Consider the following 14925-nt stretch of genomic DNA (forward strand, 5'->3'; position numbering starts at 1 on the left):
GTTGCATTGTAAGGTCTGCCGCGCTCCCGTATAATTTTCCCCTTGACGATGAGCGCTTTCAAACCATACGCAGCTTCTGATGGTGATCCTCCCGCTGCTTCCCTTCCCGATCCGACCCCCTTACTGCTGGCTTCAGGACTTCCCTCCCAAGATGTAGCCCATATTCTTAAGGCCTATAGCCTTCAGGATTGGAAACGCGCCGACCAGAATCTGCAGGCCATGGCGGGGGAACCGGTCACTCGAAAGGCCCTGGCAAGCATCCTACCGGCGGTCTTAAACAGCGTGGGACGAACGGCCGACCCGGATCAGGCCATCAATGAATGGGAGCGGTATGTCGATTCGGGTATCCAACGGCTCCAACTGTTTCAGTATTTAGCGATGGTCCCGCATGTGGTTGAGGTGTTGGGAGCGGCGTTCGGGAATAGTCCGGCCATGGCGCAAACCTTTATTCGTGATCCGTTACTCGTGTATTGGATTGAAGATGACGGGGTCCTGCGACGGCGGATGACGCGGGCGGTTCTTGAGGCCAACGTGCAGGCTGCCCTCACTACGGTGACGAGTTTTGAGGCAAAATGTGAAGCGTTACGACGGCTGAAGCGGCGTGAAATGCTCCGGATCGGGATTCGGGACTTATTGGGCATCGCCACGCCGGTCGAAACCTATACGGTCTTATCGGATCTGGCCTCGGCCCTGATTCAGGCGGTCTATGAACTGGTGAACCGGGAGTTAACGCAGCGGTTTGGCGATTTTGGAGAGGGGCCCGCGACCGGGAAAAAGGGAGACGGTTTTTCCGTGCTGGCCATGGGGAAACTCGGAGGATGGGAGCTCAATTATAGCTCGGATGTCGATCTGATTTATGTGTACCATGCCCCCGAAGGAAAGACCAAAGCGGGGAAGGGACAAACCAGTATTACACGGGCACTGTATTGTGAAACGCTGGCCAGAGAACTCACGGCGGTCTTAACGGCGCCTACAGCGGAAGGGGCCTTGTTTCGAGTCGATCTCCGTCTCCGTCCGGAAGGCATGGTCGGGCCGCTGGCCTCGTCCCTTGAAGACGCGCTGCATTACTACGCGGGGCGCGGACGAACCTGGGAACGTCTGGCCTTTCTTAAAGCGAAGCCCATTGCCGGAAATCTTCGTGTGGGGCAGGCTTTAATCAAGGGGCTGACAAACTTTGTGTATGGGAATGCCAATGACGAAGGTCAGGTGTTTCCGGCCATTCACTCGCTGCGGTCACAAATTCTGACCAAGATGATTCGACGAGGGGAAGTCGACCGGCATGTCAAACTGGGTATCGGGGGCATTCGGGAAATCGAATTTATTGTGCAAGCCCTTCAATTGCGTTGGGGCCAGGCATATCCTGAAATCCGTGACCGGCAAACACTCAAAGCGCTGGTCAAGTTGACGCGTATTGAGAAATTGACGGCACAGGAGGCGAGCCTCCTGAAAAAGTCGTATGTGTTTTTGAGAAATCTCGAGCACAAACTTCAAATGGTCCATGAATTTCAAACGCATCTGCTCCCCAATAAGACAGACGAAATTGCCAAATGTGCCGTCAGAATGGGTTACCTCAAAGGGGGAACCGTGGGGCAGGCCACGGAAACATTCCTGAACGACTATCGCCGACATACCACCACGGTGCATCAATTATACGAACGCATCCTGTGTTCGTCATCGTCCTAGCCGGTCGATGCTTTTTATCTCAATATAGAATTTTTTGCATTCCGTTTGACGGTCGCGTGACAGGGAAGAGCAAGAATATCGAATGGGATTCGGTTCGAAGGGGTTGAATTCCAGCGCGAGATTGTTATCTGTATAGTGCGAAACAGATTCCGGCCGTATACATTCTTGATTGAGGGGGACGCCAATGGACCTTAACCGAATGACGATCAAATTACAGGAAGCCTTGCAGGCTGCCTCGGGGATCGCAATGCGACGAAGCCATCAGGGGATTGATGTGGAACATCTTTTGCTGGCGTTGCTGGAGCAATCCGGGGGATTGGCTCACCCGATTTTAGAGCATGCGGGAGTCTCTCCGACCGCCGTGAAAAATGCCGCAGAACACGCGCTGCAGAAGGTGCCACAGGTGCAGGGAAGTGGGGCGCCTCCGGGGCAGGTGCATCTCTCTCCGCGCCTGGCAAAGGTGCTCAATCAGGCGGAAGTGGAGATGAAGGAACTTCGTGATGAATTCTTAAGTGTCGAGCATGTCATTCTGGCCATGGTGGCCGAAGGGGGCGTGTTTACCTCCATGGGCCTCAAGCGGGATAAGGTCCTCGCCGGTCTTCAGGAAGTGCGGGGTAATCAGCGCGTGACCAGCCAGGATCCCGAGGGCACGTATCAGGCCTTAGAAAAATACGGCCGGGATTTGACCCGGTTGGCCAGCCAGGGAAAGCTGGATCCGGTGATCGGCCGGGATGAGGAAATTCGTCGTGTGGTGCAGATCCTGTCACGCCGCACCAAGAACAATCCGGTCCTGATCGGAGAACCGGGAGTGGGGAAAACGGCCATCGTCGAAGGCCTGGCACAACGGATCATCAAAGGGGATGTGCCGGATGGTCTGAAAAATAAACGCTTGATCGTGCTTGATATGGGTGCCCTGGTGGCGGGCGCCAAATTTCGCGGGGAATTTGAAGAGCGGTTAAAAGCCGTCTTAAAAGAAATTCAATCCTCCCAGGGACAGATCCTCCTGTTTATCGATGAATTGCATACGGTCGTGGGGGCCGGAGCGGCGGAAGGATCCATGGATGCCGCCAACCTGCTGAAGCCGATGTTGGCCAGAGGGGAACTCCATCTGATCGGTGCCACCACGCTGGATGAATACCGGAAACATATTGAAAAAGATGCGGCCCTGGAGCGCCGATTCCAACCGGTGGTGGTCGATCAGCCGTCGGTGGAAGATACCATTTCCATTTTGCGTGGGTTAAAGGAACGGTATGAAGTCCATCATGGTGTGCGCATCAAAGACTCGGCACTAGTGGCCGCTTCACGCCTCTCCAATCGATACATCGGTGACCGGTTTCTGCCCGATAAAGCAATTGACCTCATCGACGAAGCCAGCGCGCGATTACGAACTGAAATCGACAGCATGCCTGCCGAAATGGATGAGATCTCCCGAAAAGTTCTGCAGTTGGAAATTGAACGGGAAGCCTTAAAGAAAGAAACCGATGCCGCCAGCCGCACCCGGTTAACCCATATTGAGGAAGAGTTGAAGGCCAAACAGGCCGCGCTGAATGACTTAAAAACCCAGTGGGATGCGGAAAAATCATCTGTCGGGAAATTACAAACGATCCGGCAGGAGATCGAAGGCGTCAAGCAACAGATCGAACAGGCCGAGCGGCAGTATGACCTGAATCGCGTGGCGGAGTTGCGCTATGGCACTTTGCCCAAACTGGAAAAATCCATGAAAGACGAGGAAGAGCGGCTGGCCAATCAGCAGGGCACCAGCCGTCTACTTAAAGAAGAGGTCGATGAAGATGACATTGCGGAGGTCGTCAGCCGGTGGACAGGCATTCCCGTGAGCCGGTTACTCCAGGGCGAAGTGGAAAAACTGCTGCACCTCGACGAATGGTTACACAAACGCGTGATCGGTCAGGATGAAGCGGTCAAAGCGGTGGCCGAAGCGGTGTTGCGTGCCCGGTCGGGCATCAAAGATCCCAATCGCCCCATCGGGTCGTTCCTCTTCCTGGGACCGACCGGCGTCGGCAAGACCGAATTGGCGCGGGCGTTGGCGCATACCCTCTTCGATAACGAAGCCAACATGGTGCGTATCGATATGTCGGAATATATGGAAAAACATACCGTGGCCCGGTTGATCGGCGCTCCGCCAGGGTATGTGGGCTATGAAGAAGGCGGGCAGTTAACCGAAGCGGTGAGGCGCAGACCCTTCTCGGTCATCCTCTTCGATGAAATCGAAAAGGCGCATCATGATGTCTTTAACGTCCTCCTGCAGGTCTTAGATGACGGGCGGTTGACCGACTCACAAGGCCGCACCGTGGACTTCAAAAACACCGTGCTCATCATGACCTCGAATCTGGGCAGTCAGGATATTTTGGAAGCCCAGCAACGGAATATGGACTACGAAGCCATTCGCGCCTTAGTGCTGAAAGAAATTCAACAGCATTTCCGTCCGGAATTCTTAAACCGGGTCGATGAAATTGTGGTCTTCCATCCCTTAAAACGGGAGGAACTGGCGCAAATCGTCGAAATTCAATTGGAACGGCTTAGAGTCAGGTTGGCGGACCGGCGGATGTCCCTGGAGCTTTCGCCGGCGGCCGTGGCCGATCTGGCGGCGCGAGGCTACGATCAGGTCTATGGAGCACGTCCTTTGAAGCGCCTGCTTCAACAGGAGATCGAAACGCCGCTCTCCCGGCTGATCATTCAGGGCAAGGCCGTGGATGGGCAACGCATTGTGGGCGATCTGGTTGACGGCAAATTCGTCCTCACCGCCAGGGAAAACGTCGAGGCCTAACGCTACTGCTTCAATCCAACGGGGAAAAGGATCGTGCTGCTCCCCGTTGGATTGCCCTTCTCAAGATTCCCGTCAAATCACCTGCCAAGATATTCAATGAACAGCATAAGGAAATAGCCACCGGAAGGAATAGCAAAAGCCTTCAAAATGGGTTGCTCGGCAAAGGGGCAAAATGCTCCCTTCTTAAAGTTTTGCACTTCGCTGATGACTTTCTGCACCTGTGCCTTTCCTGGAGAGCTGGAATTCGTGCTTAACATGGATGACAGAGTATTGAGTACCCGTCCCCGCGCGTTTTCAGCCGTTTGCCGGAAATGGAAGGCTGAAAAAACGGCCAACCCGATGTTGCTCCCTATCACGATAAGAAGGCTGATCGGAAGATCCCAGTCATCAAAAAATGAAGAGCGTGACACAATCATGACCAGGACGATGATAAAGGGATAATAGATTAAGGTCCCAACCACTTCCGTGAGCTGGCCGCAAAACCACAGACTGTGTTGAATGTTGGCCAGAGCATCTTTCCTGGCACTATGAAACCATGGTTCGCGTGCGCTATTCCGGGGTGGCCATTCCACGCCCGGCTGTAACACCCAATCCACCATCCGGGCACACAGCCGTGTGACATACACTACAAAAAACACCAGGAGCCACATGGTGACCACGCTCAAAAAAAGGATCGCCTTATCCCAATTGAAGCACGTCTCACCCCGGCAGGGGGTGGTGGGAAATCCGATGAGGATGAAGATCGGAAGGGCAAACAGAACCAAGTAGACAGCCGTCTGGACGACCACACGGGATCCTGCGCACCGTAGACCCATTAATGACGTATAAATGCGCCATGTGTCACGCATCGTATCTTTAGGGGCTGCGCTGCCCCGTGAAAAATCAGGACCGAATGCCATCCACTTTTTCCATTCGAAGCATCCGGAACATTCTCCTGGAGAGAGATCGAATTCTGCTTCCAGTTGACGGAATTTAGCCTGCAGGGTTCTGTATCCCCGACAAAGAAAGCAAAGACTCAAAAAGAACGCCGCCAACCGGAGTATTTCAGTCGGCCAGACACTGATCCCTTCCAGCCAGACGAACGGTTCTCCCTGTTCGAGTTGGTTGGTGATGGACACATATAGCCAGGAATAGCTGCCGACGACGGCGAACAAGAAGGCCCAGAACATGGGAGATTTGGCCGCCGCTCCGGCAAGATATACCGCTTTCCGGCTCATGGCGGCATAGATCAGCCAACTACTCAAAAGAATACATCCCAGCAGGAAGAAGGTTCGCATACCTATGAGGGGCGCCGGCTCTCCATGTTCCAGGTCCGGCCGTGAAACATGGATGGAGCGGGTGCCGTCACTCAGATCGTACGCACCCGTGAGTCCGACCTCGAAAATTCTTGGCGCTCGCTGATGGGAGGGGTGGCCCGGGGTAGTGTCGCAGACCCCATCAGCAAATAATCCGGAAGCTCTGTGACACACGGCGTCGGGCGTAATAGCCAGCAACGTGGACAAGAACAACGAGGTTTGATAGGCATCACGAAACGGGGGAATCGACCCTTGCACCTTGTCATCAAGACGAAGGCCGAAATGGGAGGCAATGAGAAGATTTCGAGTCCATTGGTATTGGTTCGGATGTAAGAGGCGGGCATCAAGATCGGTGGTAAAGAAAAGGACGCCGGGAAATTCCATGCGTAGGGCCTGGAGAAGAAGCAGTTTATCGTAGACATCTCCAGCCAAAATCCCTATGGCCTTAAAGCCAGGACAGGTTGGCCATGATCCTTCTCCCACACGGTCCAGACACTCTTCGCGAATCCTTTGATCCTCAGCTTGTATTTGCAACGCCAGACGTCTCAAATAATCGAATTGGGCCGGGCCTTCCGGTCGTTCAAGACCTTTATTAATTTTCAAAAGGTTCTGGGAAAGGGTTCCGTCACTCTCGGATTTAGTTCCGGACGCCTTCGCACTCTGAGGAAGCTCACCGTCAATACCACGAAGGTAGCTAAAGCGATGGGCCCAATCAGGCCAGTCCACGTCCCCCAAATTCCTGATCTTGGTGACAAGATCAAGCTTTTGCGTACGATGAGTCACTTCAAGAAAGGTCAGTGGCAGTTTCCGCCCGTAGAGCGTATCCCATTCCCCGATCAAGGCAATGTGATCCGGTTCGTCGGAAAAATCGACGTTGCGTTTGCGTAATTCCTCTGCCAGTTCCCTGGCCAGTTCTTCGTCCGTCCCGATGACGCGATGCACATCAAAACCAAGGGATTTCATATACTTCCAGCACTCTGCTTCGCTGGAACACTGATCCGTATCAATATTCAGGCCTTCAAACAGGACCGCCTCAGAGGCGGTGGCCGAATAAGAAAGATACTGAATCGCGGTTGAATCCTCGGTGGGTGTATTTGAGGAAGACGCCATTCGATGTCTTCCCAGAACTTCACTGATCATGGCGCGTAGGGTTCCGGAATGAAACGGGCCTAACACCGTAAACGACATCATGGCATCAACGGAATCCTGCCGACTTCGCTCCTGTGGAGCATCAGGTACCGAATCGTTTACAAAGGCCACAAGGTGTTCCAGGGAGGCCAATGGATTTTTCTCCAGGTCTTGATCTTTGATCCAGAAAACCAGCACGTGGTCTTTTCCGGTGTTGTCCGGTTTAAACCATTCGAGAGGCACATCGAGGCCGGGACAACTTTCATCCCAGCAGGTGCCCTTTCCCTGAAGCTTTGTGCGATTCCAGGAAAAATATCTAAAAAATTCCCCTTCCTCGGGGATATACCCCGCCTCTCCAAGAGCAGACACCACCGCATAGCGATGTCGTAACCGGTATTCGGTTCCGGAAGTAAAGGGTGTGCCTTCCGTGACGACAATCAGGGCTTTAAATGTGGGTGGGTGTGCCCCTATCGCTCTCGTGATCTCACGTAACTGAAGGCGTAAATTATGGTGGTCCTTGGTCTCTGAACCATTGAGAGCACCTTGGGGTGACGAAGCCACAGTCTGAGACTGATTGGTTTTGGGTTCGGCCTGCTTATGAGCCTTCACCGATGCGAAAGGGTCCTGCCACAGGCGGCTTTGCACTCGCTTATCACCAACGATCACCGTCTGGCTTTGTTGTTCATGAACGGGCCGATCACTTTTAAAGGGTTGTTGGTAAAACAAAATTCCACCCAGCAGGGTGAGCAGAATTAATAACCCCGTAATAGGAATTTTAAAATCGTCGCTTTTTTCAGAGGACATACGTCACTCGCAAAAGTTTGCTGAAACCGGCTGACTGCCGGATATGGGTGTTCAGCTTCATCTCACCGCTGATGGTGAAGAAAATATTTGTCGTTGAACAATTCAAGATGGACAATGATCCAATGGCCTGACACGGTGCGGTGCCTCACTACAGGAAACTCAAGATTCATGCGAGCGCAGAGGATGACCCTCTTGCCACGGAGGGAATGCATACCAAGCCCGCGTAATGAAAGAAAAAGAATGAAACAAAAGGAACGCCGATGAAAAACGGTCTAGGTGTTGAGTGGTCGATTGCGTATCCAATCAGATACGACTCTGTATCCAATCAGGGTCTGTTGAAAAAAGCCGCCAGCGGCGTTCTCGCCATTTTTCCGTGCTCACGTACTCAGCGTACGCTCCGCGCGTAAAAACGGCTGCGGCCTTGCTGGACGGACCCTTCGGGAAGACTCAGGGCATGCTTTTTTGAACCGACCCGGAGCCTTTGATGAGTAATCTAATCCTGGGCAAATTTGCCCTTGAAAATCTTTATTATTCCACACTCGCAATCAGACACGTGGTCCTGTCATTCATTGAAGGAATGGACTCTCGTCATTTCCATAGAAAGAACGTTGGTGATCATTCTACAATTCACCGGGGAAACCTATCCGGTATGTACACATTGAAGAAGTGTGTGTTTGGGATGTCATCGTCGACCCAGATTCGCAGACACGTCAAACCGTTATCGACCACGGCAGGGGGCACACTTGACCGGCGCATACCCGTTGCTCACTCCTTCGGTCCGACGGCTTTACAACGAAGCCGCAAGCCCGCAAAACCGCCATCGCCCCAGGAGGCCTCGACGCCGATGGCAATCTGGTTGCTCGGGCAGGACACCTTCTCGTGCCAGCGTGCACAGTTGGGGCGCCGGAACTTGTCACTGAGGTTGGCTTCGAAGAGGGTTCCATCCGGGCCTACACGCACGGCCCAGATTTCGGCCCCTTTAATCTTGTCGTCTTTCTTTTTCTTGTCGGTGGTGCAGACCTGAATGGACTGGATAACATGATCGGCCTTGTCGAATTGAATCGTCTGTTTGTCGTGAACATTTTTTCCCGTGCACGGCGGCCGGGTGATATGGTTCGACGTGCTTTCTGCGGTATGGCGACCATTTAAACTCGTGCGCAGGGTGCCGATATAGCACGCCTCGTCGCTCCGCTCATAAAAGACGAGCCCGCCCAGCGCCCATTGATCTGCGGACGTGGTCGCAAAGGCATCGGGTGCGAGAGTTTTGACATCGAGCGTGCTGGTTCCGCCGGGAGCCGATCCGGACAACGGACTTTTACTGACCGTCCCGATGACCATGGCCTCGGCCCATGCGTGGGCCGGTGCCAGGCCGGAAACCAGAATCGTCAGGATCACGCGCGCACATAGCCTGTGTGTCATCTCGCCTCCTTGCTGCGATGATTCTCGAACATGTACGGCAGAAAACTTTTCAGGACATCTGTGTGAAGAAATCGTTGAGGATCGCGGAAGATGTCGCTGTCAGGACGGTTAGTCCTTCTGACCGGTTTTTTTAATGATGTGATATCCGAATTGGGTTTTGACGACCGGGCTCAAACTGCCATGTCCCAGACGTTTGACCGCATCCTCAAAGGCTTTGACCATTTTGCCCGGCCCAAACCACCCCAGATCACCACTTTTGGAACCGCTGGGGCAGGTCGAAAACTCTTTCGCCAGGTCGGCAAATTTGGCCCCGGTTTTCAGACGTTTCCTCAGGTCCTCGGCCAACCCTTTTTCCTTCACGAGAATATGACTCGCTCTCCACTCCATAGGCTCTCCTTTCAAACCGTTCATCACATTCGGGTCAACATACCCGCTTCACTTGTTAGGGGCAAATTATATGATGCGGTGTGAAAAAATGTCATCTCGAATCTTATGCGATGCCACCCAGGCCCAGACAGTTGGAGATGCCCCTCATGGCGTGGGGAGCGTAGAGGTGTCAGATTCCGGCGGAGTAAACACCTCGTTCATATGACTAAAGGAACCTCCCGGAGTCGGCCCCCCACTGATGACGTAAATGCGGTCATTCACGACCGCCGACCCGAGGCCGTGGCGTCCTGTCGGCATGGGGGCCATGGTCTGCCAGGCATCACGTGCCGGATCATACGCCTCGTTTTCACGAAAGGTTCCCTCCTCCTGTTCGCCGCCGAAAACATAGATCCGGTTACTCACACTCGATGCGGTGATTCCACTGCGGGCCGTCGGAAGATCTGCGGCCCGCGACCAGCGGTCGGTGACGGGGTCGTAAACTTCCGTGACCGTGAGATTCTGTCGATAGTCACCGTGCAGGCGCCCGCCGATAGCGTAAATGGTATTTGACACAGTTGCTGCTGCAAGATGATCGCGAGGGGTCGGCAACGGCGCTCGCACCGTCCAGGCATTGCGCTCCGGATCGAAGACCTCGACGGCCGCGCTATTGGCCTTTCGGTCGTAGCCGCCGATGGCATAGAGCTTCCCATCGTACTGTGCCACCGACAAAGCTCCGCGAGGGGTCGGCATCTGTGCGCGCTCGGCCCAAATATCCGTGGCTGGATTGTAGACATACACGGTGGCAACGGGATGCCAGACGCTGAGTCCCGATTGCCGGTACCCCCCAATGACAAACAGTTTCCCATCTGCCACTCCGATCCCCACATGGTGCAGGCCCACCGGCATTGGCGCTTTGGATGTCCATTGGTCGGTGGCCGGGTCATATTCCTGGAGGGACGGCGTGATTCCGAGATTGATGATATTGCCGAAGGCGGGCTGTTCAAACCCGCCCACGACGTAAATTTTGCCGTTCAAGGCTGCGGCGGCCACCTCCGTCCGCATCGTGGGCGCAGGCTTGGCCGCGTGCCATACTCCCTGAGCCGGCTCCGTTGGCATCGATTGAGCAGATACTAAGGGCACCATGAGGCAGAGTGCCGTGAAGAACGGCAGAAGGATCAGGAGAGGGCTTACCAAAGGAACATGGCGCAGGATTACCGGGATGACCTGGTGTTGCATGGCTGGGAGTATAGCAATCGAGGAAGGGAAAATCTTCAATGTGCGTGATGACCCAAGCCAGCCGACCAAATGAAGCCGCACTCACCCACCCCTACAAGGACGTCGCGATGAATGGCCAAACGCGAGAGAAGGCCATTTCGTGCCACAGGTCGCAGTGGATAGAGACACAGATATCTAGGCGACGGCCACGATATATTTGAGGGAGTCCATCCAACATTTCTCAGAGGGGACCGGTGGACGAGCATCTCCTGAAACTTCCCATCCTGACAGGGCATGCATTGTCGGGAATTCCTTTCCCCAAGGATCACCTTGCGGGCTCCTATGATCAGGTATTTTCCTGCCGTCAATATGGTGACATTTTGGCAGAGGTCGGGTAATCTAGGCCCTCTGGGGGAGTGGAAATGAGGAATATGTCCATCAAGGAGATTGGTCCCGGTTGACCAACCGTTGATGACCACTCTCTGCACCTCATGACAGGATAATTGTGAAGTACGTAACAGGTTGTCTGATAGTGCTGGGCTGTCTGACTCTAGCCGAGTTTTTGGATATCCCCTCCGTTTCCGGGGAAACACTCCCGGCCGCTTTCGAAGTTGCGTCCGCCGAAGTTGAAAATTCCCAACAAAACCTTCGTGACAGTGAGGGCACCACACTGACTCCCTTCGACCAGTCCAAAGGGAGTGAAGAGGATGTGGAGCTGACCCGGCGTATTCGACAGTCACTGATGGCCGATAAGACCTTATCCATGAATGCCCACAATATTAAAATTGTGACCCTGCATGGAAAAGCCACCTTACGGGGACCGGTGGAGACGCATGATGAGCGAAGGCGGATTTTGAACATGGCCACGTTAGTTGTCGGCCTGAATAATGTGATCAACCTGCTGGAAGTTGTCAAAGAATAAATATCCTCGTGATCCCCCGGAAAAGGAGCATCAGATGGCTAAAGCCGTTTTTTGTATTGCGACAACTTTTTTGCAAGCCGAGCAAATCGTCGACAATCTCAAGATTGCGGGCTTCTCCAGTAACGATATCTCGGTGCTCTTTCCGGACACCCATGGGGCCAAAGCTTTAGCGCATGAAAAACACACGAAGGCTCCGGAGGGGGCCGTCACCGGAGCCGGAGCGGGTGGGGTGTTGGGCGGGGCACTGGGCTGGCTGGTGGGCATCGGCGCATTGGCGCTTCCCGGCATTGGTCCGTTTGTGGCTGCCGGCCCGATTATGGCCGCGCTGGGCGGTGCGGCCGTTGGAGCGACGGTGGGAGGCCTGACCGGCGGGCTGGTCGGCATGGGCATCCCGGAGTATGAAGCCAAGCTCTATGAAGGAAAGATTAAAGAAGGCAAAATCCTGATCTCGGTGCACTCAGAAAATCCGGATACGACGGATCGTGCCAAAACCATCTTCAAAAACGAGGGAGCCGAGGACATTGCGACTTCGGATGAGGCCTCGGTCAAATCCTAAAAGAGGCGAAGAACAGAGACTGGGTCAATCCCAAACGCAATAGTCGATCGACACGTGTTTGTTCCCATCACAGGCCACCTCAAAAGGTCGACCCCGGTCGTCTCAAAGAGCCAAACCGTTGTGTTTGGTTTTCTTTTCCAAAAGAACAAAAGAAAATGACCTTGTCCGCCGGGCCGAATCCCGACTTCGTTCTTTCTCTCACTATCCTTCCTGCGCTTGTCTCACTTGAATGGAAATCCCATAAAGACTCCTCTCCTCCTATGTTCCGACGCTTGTTGGCTGGCCCCCAGGAGAAACGTTCTTCGTATTTAGCGGCCCGTGTTTGAGCCCTTCGGCGTTGGCTCAGGATAAACTCCGCGAGTTGGGCCGCTCTGTTCAGAATTAACGTCCCGTGTTTGATCTCTACCAATTCATTCACCTTCCTTTCTAGGTTCCCCTGGCCTGGTGGCATGGCCGAGCCGTGCAACCGGCACCGAAAAAAGGTGTGGAGTGTTTGAGCCCTCCCACCCTCATGGAAATCGCATAAAGATCCCTCTCCTCTTTCGTTCCGACGCCTGCCGGCTGGCTCCCAGGAGGGATGCTCTTCGCATCTAGCGGACCTTGTTTGAGCGGAGCGAGTTGGGCCGCTCTTCAAAGAGTTCGCGTCCCTCCTCTTCAGTAAGGCCAGACGGGGCGTCCATGGTTTTGGTCACTTTTGCCGAAACAAAAGTGACTCGTCGCTCGGGGGCGAAACCCCGAAAGCGTTGAAATAAGAAGTGACGCACCCAACCAGCGCCCCGCTCCCGGGCTCCCTCCCGGCAGCAACCTTCCTCGCTTTAATTCCGAAGGTCCCACTCTTTTTCCGGTCCCTGTAGTTTTCGTGTATTACTTCCGACGCCTGCCGGCTGGCTCCCAGGAGGGACGCTCTTCGCATCTGGCGGCCCTTGTGTGAGCCCTGCGAGTTGGGCCGCTCTTCAAAAAGTTCGCGTCCCTCCTCTTAAGTGAGGACAGGCGGGGCGTCAATGGTTTTGGGTCCTTTTGCCGAAACAAAAGGACCTCGTCGTCCGGGGCCGAAACCCCGGAAGACCACAACAAGGAAAGGAGGCTCCACGCAAGCGTATGATTCAAGGGCCGAAACCCGTCATGGATACTTGCTAAAACTCCGATTCACAAAAATTCTCTCCATTGATCGCTATCAACACACGCTAAAAAAGAAGGTCCCTCCTCATCTCATACACTCATCCCCGCTCTCTACACATCAAAAAACAACCTTTCCCTTTTTGTCGCTCCTTGCATATTTTCCAACCCCAATAACAGGTCAGCTTGTCGGGCGCGCGCCCACGTCCGGCTGTCCGTTACATTTTAGAGTTCCCCTCATTGCGTGCCGGTTTGGCCGGATAGCATTCGTATGACTCCTCCAGTATATTAAAGAAGATATTCTGGCGTTCCGGTTTGCTGCCTGTTGGACGCATAAGCAGGGTTGCCGGTGTTACGGAAATCAGGGAGAGAGAGAATGTCTGCTCGACGAGCAATCACTACAGGTGCAAGGGTGGTGGCAATGCTGGCAATCTGTCTGGCGCTATCAGGAGTGATCTTGGCCAAACATGCACCAGCAGAGAACACCCCAAACCAAACGCTTACCGACAGGCACGCGCACCTCGATATCCTGAACGACAAAGTGTCTGCGGTCTCCGACACCGGCCCGATCGGTCCGTGTGGTGTCTCAAAGACGGGGGGACAGACATTCTCCGGAGCAGACCGGTTTGTCCCTGTCCTGTATGGCGTTGCCTACTGTGACCGGGAAACGGGCGTCGTGTGGGAAACCTCCCCGGCGGTGACTTTCTTTAACTGGGCCGGGGCCATCAGCCATTGCACCACCCGCGAGGTGGGAGGACGGAAAGGCTGGGCTTTACCGATGCGTGAACAACTCTCGAGTCTGCTGGATATCAATTCGATTCTTTGTTTGGGCGGGGGACTCTGTTTGCCGGATGGGCACCCGTTTCAAAACGTGCAGTCGGCCAATTATTGGTCGGCGTCGACAACCGGGGGAACTCCCACGTTCGCCTGGCTCGTGAATTATTTCCTGGGTGGTGTATTCGTCATCAAGTTGGAAGGCAAAGGGCTCGCGTGGTGTGTACGCGATGGCCAGAGCTCCGACGCACAGGGGCTGGCTGCCATTGCGGAGCCTCACCAAGAAAAAGAAGTGTCTGAGGTCATGTGGTGAGTGGGCTTGAGAAGAAAAGCATATAGTGTCTCCATTTCTCCCATCTCAAAAATTTTCTCATTTTTAGTCAGACCTGCACTTCTCCTTCCTTCATGATCATCAATTAAATTCTTTCCATCACTCCGGCATTGTTGTTTAGACATTCGACCCCTGCTGTCTGATCTGGCAGCCCTTTCATTCCCCTTCCCCCTCTAAGTTTCCCTGGCCTTGTGGCATGGCCGAGTCAAACCTCCTTCTTAATTTATTTCTCGTCTACTTTATCCGACGCCTGACGGCTGGCTCCCAGGAGGGACGCGCTTCGCATCTCGCGGGCCTTGTTTGAGCCTTGCGAGTTGGGCCGCTCTGCAAAGAGTTCGCGTCCCTCCTCTTCAGTAAGGCCAGCCGGGGCGTCCATGGTTTTGGGTCCTTTGCCGAAACAAAAGGACCTCGTCGCTCGGGGGCGAAACCCCGAAAGCGCTGAAATAAGAAGTGACGCACCAAGCCAGCGCTCCGCTCCCGGACCGATCCCCCGCAGCAACCTTCCTCGCTTTAATTCCGAAGGTCCCACTC

Annotated in this window: 9 protein-coding genes; 5 read left to right on the plus strand and 4 right to left on the minus strand. The window is 54.2% G+C overall.

All coding sequences use genetic code 11. The annotated features are described in order from the left end of the window. Positions 1–48: 48 nt before the first annotated feature. Together H6750_07425 and clpB are read left to right on the plus strand one after the other, a co-directional pair. Positions 49–1683 carry a hypothetical protein gene (locus tag H6750_07425; GenBank protein MCB9774143.1) on the plus strand — a complete coding sequence of 545 codons (1635 nt, stop codon included), beginning with the start codon at positions 49–51 and terminating at the stop codon, positions 1681–1683. A gap of 184 nt (positions 1684–1867) precedes the next feature. Further along, the gene (gene clpB / locus H6750_07430) at positions 1868–4468 is read left to right on the plus strand and encodes an ATP-dependent chaperone ClpB (GenBank protein MCB9774144.1); all 2601 of its coding nucleotides are present in this window, start codon (positions 1868–1870) and stop codon (positions 4466–4468) included. Between the two features lie 77 nt (positions 4469–4545). Here the strand turns inward: clpB and H6750_07435 are convergent, their stop codons facing one another. The 4 genes from H6750_07435 to H6750_07450 all read right to left on the minus strand — a co-directional run bounded on the left by H6750_07435 (position 4546) and on the right by H6750_07450 (position 10797). After that, entirely contained in the window at positions 4546–7695 is a 3150-nt protein-coding gene (locus H6750_07435) for a hypothetical protein (protein ID MCB9774145.1), read from the minus strand. 765 nt (positions 7696–8460) lie between these two features. Further along, a complete protein-coding gene (locus H6750_07440; GenBank protein MCB9774146.1) occupies positions 8461–9114 on the minus strand; it encodes a hypothetical protein in 654 nt (217 codons plus the stop codon). Positions 9115–9222: 108 nt separating this feature from the next. Continuing rightward, positions 9223–9501, minus strand: coding sequence for a peptidylprolyl isomerase (locus tag H6750_07445; GenBank protein MCB9774147.1), 279 nt, complete (start codon positions 9499–9501; stop codon positions 9223–9225). A gap of 144 nt (positions 9502–9645) precedes the next feature. Then, positions 9646–10797, minus strand: a complete 1152-nt coding sequence (locus H6750_07450; protein ID MCB9774148.1) for a galactose oxidase — start codon at positions 10795–10797, stop codon at positions 9646–9648. A 640-nt stretch (positions 10798–11437) separates the two neighbouring features. Here H6750_07450 and H6750_07455 point away from each other — a divergent pair. The 3 genes from H6750_07455 (at position 11438) to H6750_07465 (ending at position 14376) form a co-directional block, all read left to right on the plus strand. Beyond that, positions 11438–11617 carry a BON domain-containing protein gene (locus H6750_07455; protein MCB9774149.1) on the plus strand — a complete coding sequence of 60 codons (180 nt, stop codon included), beginning with the start codon at positions 11438–11440 and terminating at the stop codon, positions 11615–11617. 34 nt (positions 11618–11651) lie between these two features. After that, complete coding sequence (locus tag H6750_07460) at positions 11652–12173, plus strand: DUF3341 domain-containing protein (GenBank protein ID MCB9774150.1); 522 nt, start codon at positions 11652–11654, stop codon at positions 12171–12173. A 1492-nt stretch (positions 12174–13665) separates the two neighbouring features. Further along, positions 13666–14376, plus strand: a complete 711-nt coding sequence (locus H6750_07465) for a DUF1566 domain-containing protein (GenBank protein ID MCB9774151.1) — start codon at positions 13666–13668, stop codon at positions 14374–14376. Positions 14377–14925: the final 549 nt, after the last annotated feature.

The sequence above is a fragment of the Nitrospiraceae bacterium genome (genome assembly GCA_020632595.1).
GTDB lineage: Bacteria > Nitrospirota > Nitrospiria > Nitrospirales > UBA8639 > Nitrospira_E.